Raw genomic sequence first — 11,662 nt, 5'->3', positions numbered from 1 at the left:
GCAGGAGAGTGTTTTTGAGGAATGGGAGGCGTATGATGTATAAGATGATTATTGTGGATGACGAAAACGTAGAGCGGGAGGGAATGGTCCATCTGGTTGAATGGTCTGAATATCAGGTTGATATCGTAGGCAGTGCATGGAATGGGGCAGAGGGTCTTGAGTTAATTAGGCAATACCATCCTGATATCGTCCTGACTGATATAAAAATGCCAATTATGAATGGGATTGAGATGATCAGAAGGGCAAAACAGCTTTATGAGGGGATACTTTACATTATCCTTTCAGGCTATGGTGAATATGAGTTCACAAGTCAGGCAATGGAATTGGGTGTAAAACATTATATTTTAAAGCCCTGTGATCGTGAAAAGTTGAAAAAAGTAATGTCGCGGGTTATGGATGATATACAGGAGTATCAAAAGCGTCAGGATCAAATAGAACAATTGTATCCAGCCGCTAAGGAGCAATTCTTTAGAAAAAACTTGCAGGGGGAAAACGTACCATATAGGGAATATGAGTTTTATGAAAAGTCTTGTAATTCTGGTGTTAGAACACTTCGGTTATTGGCTTTGCGGATGGGGGGCCAGGATACATCGCTTAAACGTTTTGTAGTCAGGAATATATTTGATGAATTAGCTGGAGAAGATAGGCTTATTTTGGAGACTGATATTGATAATACTTTGTGGATACTAATCGCTATAGAAGATACCAATAGCTTGAGAACGATGGTTATGCGTACGAAAAATATTTACGCCCGCTTGGATGACAGTCGGCTGGATGCTGCAGTTAGTGAAGCCTGCAGCTTTTATGAAATTACAGACAGAAAAAAACAGGTTGAAAAGTTGTTTCTTATGCAGGAGGTTATGCCGACAGAAGTACTGCTGTCAGAACCTGATTTAAAGAAGAGTATATGGGAAAAAGGGAGCTTTATAGGGATACCTGAACAGTGGGAGCAGCTAAATAGTTTTGAAGGTATTCTTTATCAGCTTGCCTTGATTTATGCAAAACTGGAGATTTCTACAGCAGAAGTGAAGCAAAAGTGTCTTCAATTGTCATTATTTATGCAGCTTGTATCGGGAAGTCAAGATGCTCATATTGGTGAGCGAATGCTTCAGAGTAGAGCTGATTTTTTTCAGGAAGCAATTCAGTTTCTTGGATCAGAGCAAATCTTTTTAAATGAAATTGAGCCAAGACTTAAGGATATTTTGCTGGCAATTTATCTGTATCTGGATCAGGAGGAATTAGGAATTCAATGGCTTGCAAAAGATATCTTATATATGAATGAAGAGTATCTTGGAAGATACTTTCATAAGCAGATGAAGGAGAAGCTATCAGTGTATATCCAACGAAATCGTATCACGATGGCAGAAAAACTGCTGCGTTTTCATCCGGAGATATCTCAGATGAGATTAACTGAATTGGTTGGCTTTCCAGCCGATGGGCAGTATTTCAGCCGCCTGTTTAAGAAGCATTTCCATGTTACTCTAAGAGAATACCGTAAAAAACTAGAAATTTAATTCAGTCGGTTTTTTTCAAGTCAAATATCGTTTTTTTTCTTTTTTTGTATCAGAAAGGCCATTATAATTGAATTATTCAATAAAGAAAGCCGGGCCTGGTGAACTTTATATTAGCAAAGGAGAGGTACTATTAATGAGAAAAACAATGAAGAAGACCGCAGCTTTAACGCTTGCATTTGCAATGGTTTTTAGCATAACTGGATGTAACTCAAGTTCAAACAGCCAGCCGACTGAGACAAAAGGTACAACGTCAGGAGAACAGGTGCAGACTGAGGAGGGAACAGAACCAGTTACAATAAAGATTACCTGGTGGGGAGGTCAGGCCAGACATGATTATACACAAAAGTTACTGGATTTGTATACAGAACTGAATCCCCATGTGACTTTTGAGGCATCTCCTTCCGGTTGGGATGGATATTTTGACAAATTGGCAACAAATGCAGCTTCAGGAACGATGCCTGATATTGTACAGATGGATTATCTATATATTTCTACATATGCAAGGAATAATTCTTTGACTGATTTACAGCCATTTATAGATGATGGAACGATAGATTTAACGAATGTAAGTCCGGTCCTCTATAACTCGGGAAAGATTGATGATAAAATGGCAGGAATGGTGTTGTCAAGTACCCAGTTGGCAGTAGCTTACAATGAAGATGTTATGGCAGAAGCGGGAATTGAAGCACCGAAAGCCGACTGGACATGGGATGATTTTAAGAATATCTGTCTTAAAATCAAAGAAAAGACCGGTAAAATGGGAACATCCTATCCTTTGGCAGATGATACTAACAATTTTAACTATTATGTACGTCAGCATGGATACCAGCTGTTTAGTGAGGATAATTTATCATTAGGATATGATGATGACCAGATATATATTGATTTTGTTAATATGATATCAGAGCTGATTAAAGCCGGTGCAATGCCGAACCCGGATGAATATGCAGCGATTACAGCAAAGGGAGACGAAGCCAGCCCGCTGGTAACCGGAGATGCAGGAATTTCTACAGCTTGGGCTAATTACGCGGTTAGAGTACAAGATTATACAAACAAATTAAGACTCGTAACACCGCCATATGGCGACAATGGTGTAAAAGGACTGTGGCAGAAACCGGGCATGTTTTTCTCTATTGCTGAGACATCTAAAGTAAAAGAGGAAGCCGCGAAATTCATTGATTGGTTTATTAATTCTGAAGAAGCAAATGATATTATCCTGGCCGAAAGAGGGACACCAGTATCTTCAGAAATAAGAGCATATTTGAGCGATTCAGGCAAACTGTCAGATATACAAGTAGAGATGTTTGGATATACAGATGTAGCGATTGAACATTGCAGTGATGCTCCTGCGCCAGATCCAGCCGGAATTGCAGAAATTAATGCAGAATTTAACTCGACCGTTTATGGTGTACTTTATGGACAGTCAACGCCAGAAGAAGCAGCGGCTGCTTTTAGGCAAAATGCGAATGAAATACTTGAACGCAATAATAAATAATAATTAACGATGACACGTTTTTTGAACTGTCATCATGTAATAAAATGCCGCAGTTAAAACCGCGGCATTTATTATACCTTGAACTGATTGGAGATCTTATGAAATCAAAAAAAATGAGAGACAATAAGGTGGGCTATTTTTTGCTTGCCCCATGGTTATTTGGCTTTATTGCAATGTATCTAATACCGATGTTTATGTCAATGTATTACTCTTTTACCAATTATAATCTTTTGAATGTTCCGCAATTTATTGGTTTTGATAATTACAAAAGAATTTTTATGCAGGATAAAACTTTTTATCAATCCATTAAAGTGACTTTTTCTTATGTCTTAATTCTGGTGCCTTTGCGACTTATATTCGCTCTTGGCGTTGCAGTGTTACTAAATAAGAAGCATAAGGGATTGGGATTTTACCGGACATTTTACTATATTCCGTCTATTATCGGAGGAAGTATTGCAGTTTCTGTGGTATGGAAGCAAATCTTTGGGAATCAAGGTGTTGTAATGTCCATTCTGGCAGCTTTTGGGATAGAACAAAAGTTATCCTTGTTAGGAAATCCCAAAACGGCCTTATCAGTAATTATACTTATGGGTATCTGGCAATTTGGCTCATCTATGCTTATTTTTCTTTCTGCATTAAAGCAGATTCCGTATAGTTTATATGAGTCGGCAATGGTAGATGGGGCAAAGCCGATGCCTACATTTTTTAAGATAACCCTGCCAATGCTTACACCTACTATTTTTTTCAATTTAATTTTACAGGTAATCAACGGTTTCCGCATTTTTACGGAAAGTTATGTTATTACAGATGGTGGTCCTTTAGATAGCACATTATCCTATGTTCTTTACCTCTACCGAAGGTCATTTGCCTATTTTGATATGGGGTATAGTTGTGCGTTAGCATGGGTTTTGGTGGCAATTATCGGTGTCTTTACCGTAGTACTATTTAAAACTCAAAACAATTGGGTCTTTTATGAATCAAAGGAGGGAAAATAAGTGAATAGAAAAACTAAGAAAAATTTAAACTCTATTATTTTTCATACCTTTGCTATTGGCTTGGGGTTTATTATGATATATCCGCTGCTTTGGTTGATTGCCAGTTCATTTAAAAGTAATGCTACTATTTTTACAGATGCCTACTCATTGATACCAAAAGAGTGGAACATAATAGAAAACTATGTGAGCGGCTGGGCAGGTGTTGGTGGCGTATCGTTTGGCGTATTTTTCAAAAACTCTTTGGTGGTAACGCTTATCAGTACAATCACCTGTGTTTTTTCTTCATTATTCGCAGCATATGCCCTATCAAGAATGGAGTTCTTTTTATCTAAATTTTGGTTCGGTTGTGTGATGGTCACTTTAATGATTCCGGGGCAGGTAATGATTGTACCGCAATATATTATTCTGAAACGATTAAACCTGATAGATACAACATTAGTACTAATTCTCCCATGGTGCTTTGGCGGAGCCTTTTTTATCTTTTTATTGATCCAATTTTTCCGAAGTATTCCAGTGGAACTGGATGAAGCGGCCTCAATTGATGGATGTGGAAAAATTGGTATTCTCTTTAAGGTTTTGATTCCTGTGGTGAAGCCGGCAATCATTACATCTGCGATTTTTGCATTTTATTGGAGCTGGCAGGATTTTTTCCAGCCATTGATATTTATGAATACGACGAGCAAATTTACGATACCACTTGCTTTGAATATGTATTTGGATCCTCAATCCTATAATAACTATGGTGGCTTGTTTGCAATGTCTTGGGTATCATTAATACCAATTATAATATTTTTCATAATTTTCCAGAGATACTTGGTTGATGGGATTGCATCAGACGGTATCAAAGGGTAGAGGAGTAAGGGAAAATATCACAATTACAACGACTATTGATATAGCGGAACAGACAGTAGAATTGGCTATACCAAGGAGGTAAAAACACCAGATGGATATCGTGATGATGCTATGGGGAGGGGCTATAGACAATGATGATAAGTCGATTAAACTCCATAGAAACTGAATGTTACATTATTGATGAGTATTGCCTTGATAATGGTATGATGTCAGTTCATGTAATAACATATGGTGCATCATTAACTGGAATCTATATTCCGTCCGGTATTGCAGACAACAAAATCAACGTATTGCTTTCTAGTCAAGATCTAAGGAGTTATGTAAAAAATCCATGGTATGCCGGAGCATCTCTTGGTCCGACCACAGGACGCATAAAAGATGGAATTATTAATTTTGGCAAAAACAAATGGCAGGTAATGCAGAATGAAGGGCAGCATAATATTCATGGTGGGTTCTCCAGTTTGTCCTATACCAATACAGCCGTTGGAAATATGTCAGTAAGTGATGATTGGGTCGAAATTGTCTTTACGACTATGTTGAACCATAGACAGGATGGCTTTCCGGGAAACAGGGTAATTAATATTTGTTACAGACTGACAAAAGAAAATAGACTTCTGATTCGGTTCAATGCCTGTAGCGATCAGGATACGTATTTAAACCTGTCAAACCATGCTTATTTTAATCTTTCTGGCGATTTCACTACCAGTGTTCATAACCATTATTTGACGGTTTACGCTAAGGAATATGTCGCAAATACAACAGAACACATACCAGATAGCAGGCAGTCAGTGAAAGGAACTCCGTTTGATTTTAGAGAGCATCATAGCTTCGTTGATAGAATACAGCAAGCTTCAGATAATGTACAGATCCAAGTGGCAAGAGGCTATAATCATGCTTTTATATTAGGACAAAAACTATGGATCATGAGAAAAGCGTTGGTTCTTGAAGAACCAGTATCACAAAGAAAACTGATAATGTATACAGATGCACCAGCAGTAGTTGTTTATACAGGTGGTTTTTTGGGAGATGATGGTGAAAAGCAAACATCTTTTAATACAAAGCGAAACTGTGCAGTGGCCATTGAACCACAGGATGTTCCAACATATACTGGCAGGGTACTTAACAGCGTTGATATAGTACGTACTGGTGAATTATATCAAAGAAATATCCAGTATGAATTTTCTTTCTAACTGCAATAAAGGATATTACCCATATAATAATCAAGCAGCTTGCCGAAGGCACATACAATTGGAAGCTGCTTCAAATAAGGAGAAAAAATGATAATAACATTAGGCAGAAATTCAAAGATACTGGCTGAGGCAGCGACGAGACCAGTCATGCGGGCAATAGCAACATTAGAGAGAGATATTGAGACAGTGTTCAAAAGTGATTCAAAGAAACGAAATGATATTTTTCTGGTAAAGGCAGAACAAGAAAATGAATGCTACTCCATTGCAGTCAACAACAATCAGATAGAGATTAAAGCAGCAGACGATTTAGGATTTATATATGGAATTTACCATATCAGCAGATGTTTTTTGGGTATACATGATTTATGGTTTTGGAATAATCAAAAAGTGGATAAAAAAGAATGTGTTGTAATTCCTGATGCATATAGCTATCAGATGACTCCTTATGCGGTGAAACAGCGTGGCTGGTTTGTAAATGATGAGGTATTGCTGCATACTTGGACCTTAGAAGGAGATAAAGATAAACCATGGGAAATGGTTTTTGAAGCTTTATTACGATTAGGTGGAAATATGGTTGTTCCAGGCACAGACAGAAATGCAATACGCTATAGAAAACTGGCGGCTGTTATGGGGCTAAAAGTTACACATCACCATGCAGAACCATTAGGTGCAGAAATGTTCTTGAGGGCATACCCTGACTTAAATCCATCTTATGATGAACACCCGGAAAAATTTCAACAGTTATGGATAGATGGGATTGAAAGACAAAAAGATTGTCAAGTCATTTGGAACTTGGGGTTTCGAGGACAGGGCGATTGCCCATTTTGGGCAAATGATCCACGGTATCAGACGGATCAGGAACGTGGTAAGCTGATCAGTGAATTGATTCAGATACAATATAATCTTGTGAAAGAAAGAATTCCTGATGCTGTATGTTGTACAAATATATATGGTGAAACGATGGAGCTATATCAAGGCGGACATTTATCAATTCCTGAGGGAGTTATAAAAATTTGGGCAGATAATGGATATGGAAAAATGGTAACAAGAAGGCTGGAAAAAAACTACAATCCACGAATACCATCTCTGCCTGAAAAAGAGGATGCTGGGAGCCATGGAATTTATTATCATGTATCCTACTATGATTTGCTGGCTGGGAGCCATATTACAATGCTGCCAAATGAACCATCATTTATACGACAAGAATTACAAAAGGTATTGCATGTAGGGGTAAAGGATTATTGGTTAATTAACTGTTCTAATGTAAAACCACATGTCTATTATCTGGACTTCATTGCAACTATGTGGAGAACTGGTGATATAGATATAGAAAAGCATCGCACCGGATATATAAGAAAATATTACAGTGAGGATAATATAGAAGAGATTTCAAAATGCTTTGTGGACTATTTTAAATCAGCAACAGCATTTGGGCCGAATGAAGATGAGCATGCAGGTGAACAGTTTGCTAATCACAATGTGAGGGGACTAATCAGTACATTTATGAAAAACTCCTATCAACCATCAGAACAGCTGCAGTGGCTGCAGCCCAAAGAAACTTTTGAAGAACAGGTAAAGCTTTTTGACTTGTTCTATGTAAAAGCGGTGGAGAAATATAAGTGTTTTTTGGAAGAATGCAAGAAAACAGCAGAGATACTGTCACCAGAAGCATCAGAACTGTTTCAGGACTCGCTCCTTCTTCAGGCACAAATCTATTATTATTGTAATAGCGGGGCACAGTTTATAACTAAGAGCTTGCAGCTTGCACTTGATAAGGATTATAAAAATGCGTTTTACTATGCAGGAAGAGCTAGGGAAGAATATGTTTTAGCAAACACACTGATGCGTCAAAGAGAACATGATAAGTGGAAAGATTTTTATGAGAATGAGTGTTTAACTGATATGAAATGGACTGCTAATGTAATTCATGGATACATGAGTTTCCTGTATATTGTTGGTGATGAACCCTATTTCTATGAATGGCAAAGACAATTTTTGTATTCTGAAGAAGATAGACGTGTAGTGTTAATTACAAATATGGAAAACCATATAACCACGGATGAGTTATATGCGCTAATGAAGTCCCGTAGGGCAGAGTAGGCAATGGAGATGGAAAATAAAATGAACAACTATTTGAACATAAAAGACTGTGTGAAAAAAAATATCTTTCCTTTATCGGAAAAATTTTACGGTAAAGATCCGGTGGGTAATGAAATCGGATTTACCAATTACTATATGACGATGAATGGAAATCCGTATTTTGGAATCAGTGGCGAGTGCCATTACTCCAGAATTCATGAAAGTGAATGGGAAGATACTATACTTAAAATGAAGATGGGTGGGATAAATATTATTGCCACTTACTGCTTCTGGAATCACCATGAAGAGGAGGAGGGGGTGTTTCGTTTTGATGGATGCCGTAATATTAGAGCATTCATACAATTGTGTCAGAAGCATGGTATGTACGTAATCGTTCGTATCGGACCTTTTGATCATGGTGAAGTAAGAAATGGTGGTCTGCCTGATTGGCTCTATGGAAAACCTTTTGATGTGCGTAGTATTAATGATGGGTTTATATTTTATACTAAGCGATTGTATAAAAATTTTGCGGAACAGTTTCAAGGGCTCTATTTTAAGGATGGTGGTCCTATTATTGGAGCGCAAATTGAAAACGAATATATGCACTCCGGCGCTCCGTGGGAAATGACAACTGGTGTTACCAATGAGTGGGTGCCTGGTGGAAGTGATGGTAATGCATATATGCTCAAGCTAAAGGAATTGGCGATAGGAGAAGGAATTGTTACTCCTTTTTATACATGTACAGGTTGGGGAGGAGCAGCAGCTCCAACAGATGAAATGTTACCTTTGTGGGGGGGATATGCTTTCTGGCCTTGGATATTCTATAACTATAGAGGCGAGCATCCTTTGACACCAGAGTATATTTATCGGGAATATCATAATAATGATGTGCCAGCAACTTATAATTTTGAACCTGCTTATGAGCCGGAAAGTCTGCCTTATTCTTGCTGTGAGATGGGTGGAGGAATGACATGCTATTATCAATATCGCTTTCAACTGCCTTATGAAAGTGTGGATGCAATGGCAAATATTAAGTTGGCAGGTGGATGTAATTTCCTTGGGTATTATATGTATCGTGGCGGAACGAATCCGAAGGGAGTAAGGAATACATACTTGAATGAGTGTCAATGCCCCAAACTCTCTTATGACTATCAGGCTGCGATTGGCGAATATGGACAGACTAGACCAAGCTATTATCGACTTAGGGCCCTTCACATGTTAACTAAGAATTTCCCGAATGAGTTTTGTAAAACAGTAACTATACTTCCGGAAGGTTCACAAGAAATTCAACCTTCAGATGTTGATACATTACGTTATGCAGTTCGTACTGATGGTACCAGTGGATTTTTATTTATCAATAATTATCAGGATCATACAGAATGCAAAGAAAAGCAGAATACTAATATTGCTTTAGATACCCAAAAGGGTGAGGTATTATTTAAGGATATATCAATATCGGCTGGAGAAGAGGTCATACTACCTTTTAATTTTAATATGGCAGGGTATGAACTTAGATATGCTAAGGCACAGCTCTTATCTGTAATAACTGAGAAAGATAGTACAACCTATTTCTTTTTTATGCCAGAAGGTATGATGCCGGAATTTGTATGGAATGGTGAAAATATTACATCAGTAAATGGGAAAACTTTGAAGTCGCCAGAAATAAGGGTAAAACCTGTAGCGACTCAGGCATCTGTTACGACTTTGGACGGTATTCATGGAAAGGTAAAGGTAATATTATTAACTAGAGCACAAAGCTTGATGTATAGTGAAATTGAGTGGCAGCAAGAGAAGGTTGTTCTACTTTGTGATACCGCAATTACATACGATGGAGATAACTTGCGATTAGAAACTCCTGCGATAGAAAACAATGAGGTGATGCTATATATATATCCCAACCATAGTATTACTGAATTACAGGGGGCTATTATGAACACTGTGGTGGATGATATTTTTACAGGAGTGAAGATTCGCTGGGAGGATCGACAGTGTCGAAGTATAGAATTACCTTTTCAGAACGTTGGAGTAGGTAAGTATACAGTAAATATTCCAAAAGAGTTTCATGATTGCCGTGAATTATTACTACAAATCAAATATCAAGGAGATATCGGTCAAGCTTTTGTTAATAGCGAAATGATATCGGATAACTTCTGTAATGGGGATATCTGGGAAATTGGGCTAAAAAAACACTGGGATTTGGTTATGAATGCTCCAGTTACGATCGTAGTGACACCATTAAAAAAAGGGTCTTCTGTAAATGTCAGTTCCACAATGGCTGGTAGGTTGGAAGAAAATAATGAGCAAATAGAATCAGTAGATAGAATTCATATTAAGCCTGTTTATCAGGCATCTATTAAGTTGAAATAATATATGTAGGCAAATGATTCATTTAAAGCAGCAAGGGGGTAAAGTATTGGTATCTGTACTTTACCCTTTTAAAATACTAGTAGTAACTGCGGTGGAGGTAGGAATGGCAGTATAGATGTGTTTGATTATTATACGAAAGAGAAAGGAGAATATTCATGAAAAGAAATATATTAGTAATAAGTAAAGAAAAGAATGTTGGGCATACAATAGAAGAAAATTTTGTGGATACCTTTACTACAGTGTACTGCGTCAGGACATCAACACGAGCAATGGAAATGATTATGCGGGAAATATATAATCTTATTATTTTTGACATTTTTATACAAGACATGGAAGGAGAGGCTTTGCTTCAGATTATCCGCAGGTTAAGTAATGCTCCAATATTAGTTTTGACAAAGCAGCTAGAAATTGAAACTAGAATTAGAATATTGAACTTGGGGGCAGATGACTGTATGGTTTGGCCGACTACGTTTGACGAACTAATTATCCGTAGTATAGCTTGTATGAAAAGGGGAAAAGAACGAATTGAATTAAAACCGATTATCAAGAGGAATATAGGATTAGTAATTGATCCAAGCAAAAGGTTAGTCGAATTACAAAAAAGAAAAGTTGACCTTACTAAAAGGGAATTTGACATTTTATATCTTCTATCAAGCAATCCAGGAGTGGTGTTTTCTAAGGAGCAGATATACGATATGATTTGGGAGGATAAATTCATAAAAGATGATGGTAATATTATGAGTCACATCGGACGATTGCGTAAGAAGCTGGGGCAGGCGAACCGGTATATTCAAACCATATGGGGGATAGGGTACCGATTTACAGATGAAGCAAAAGACTAATAAAATTATTGTGTTAAGGGATACATGATATAAGATTTCTGTGTTTTTTATTAAAATTTTTTAGAGAAAGGAGAGAATTTACCAGACCGTAGGGATATGGCTAGTAAGGAACATAAAAGAGGCACAGTACATATAAGCATGACACCAGATGATTGTATCTGTGTGTCTTTTTTATTGAGCAGAGAGAGGAGAGATAGCGGAAGGATGGTAAACGGTGGATAATCCGTACCTACCAAACTAAAAAGAAATCTGCAAAAATAGACTAAAACGCTTCCCATCAGAAGCCTTGATTCTTGCTCGATTAGAGGGTATGCTACGTTTTTAGTCT

The 11,662-nt window shown here is 37.5% G+C and carries 8 protein-coding genes; all 8 read left to right on the top strand.

Annotated elements, in window-relative coordinates; genetic code table 11:
- The first annotated feature begins 32 nt into the window (after positions 1-32).
- A complete protein-coding gene (locus tag DFR60_RS16205) occupies positions 33-1,514 on the top strand; it encodes a response regulator transcription factor (RefSeq protein WP_110323833.1) in 1,482 nt (493 codons plus the stop codon).
- Positions 1,515-1,647: 133 nt separating this feature from the next.
- On the top strand, positions 1,648-3,009 hold the full coding sequence (locus tag DFR60_RS16200) for an ABC transporter substrate-binding protein (protein ID WP_110323832.1): 1,362 nt from the start codon (positions 1,648-1,650) through the stop codon (positions 3,007-3,009).
- Positions 3,010-3,107: 98 nt separating this feature from the next.
- The gene (locus tag DFR60_RS16195) at positions 3,108-4,004 is read left to right on the top strand and encodes a carbohydrate ABC transporter permease (RefSeq protein ID WP_110323831.1); all 897 of its coding nucleotides are present in this window, start codon (positions 3,108-3,110) and stop codon (positions 4,002-4,004) included.
- Positions 4,005-4,856, top strand: a complete 852-nt coding sequence (locus tag DFR60_RS16190; protein WP_110323830.1) for a carbohydrate ABC transporter permease — start codon at positions 4,005-4,007, stop codon at positions 4,854-4,856. It begins immediately after the preceding gene.
- 131 nt (positions 4,857-4,987) lie between these two features.
- Positions 4,988-6,046 (top strand): aldose epimerase family protein, encoded by a 1,059-nt coding sequence (locus tag DFR60_RS16185; protein WP_110323829.1) that lies wholly within the window; start codon positions 4,988-4,990, stop codon positions 6,044-6,046.
- Between the two features lie 87 nt (positions 6,047-6,133).
- Positions 6,134-8,146, top strand: a complete 2,013-nt coding sequence (locus tag DFR60_RS16180; protein WP_110323828.1) for a glycosyl hydrolase 115 family protein — start codon at positions 6,134-6,136, stop codon at positions 8,144-8,146.
- A 3-nt stretch (positions 8,147-8,149) separates the two neighbouring features.
- The gene (locus DFR60_RS16175) at positions 8,150-10,492 is read left to right on the top strand and encodes a beta-galactosidase (protein ID WP_243005094.1); all 2,343 of its coding nucleotides are present in this window, start codon (positions 8,150-8,152) and stop codon (positions 10,490-10,492) included.
- 155 nt (positions 10,493-10,647) lie between these two features.
- A complete protein-coding gene (locus DFR60_RS16170) occupies positions 10,648-11,334 on the top strand; it encodes a response regulator transcription factor (RefSeq protein WP_110323827.1) in 687 nt (228 codons plus the stop codon).
- Positions 11,335-11,662 lie beyond the last annotated feature (328 nt).

The organism is Hungatella effluvii, from assembly GCF_003201875.1.
GTDB classification, from domain to species: domain Bacteria; phylum Bacillota; class Clostridia; order Lachnospirales; family Lachnospiraceae; genus Hungatella; species Hungatella effluvii.
Note: the sequence above shows the minus strand (reverse complement) of the source record. Positions and strands in the feature narration are given on the sequence as shown.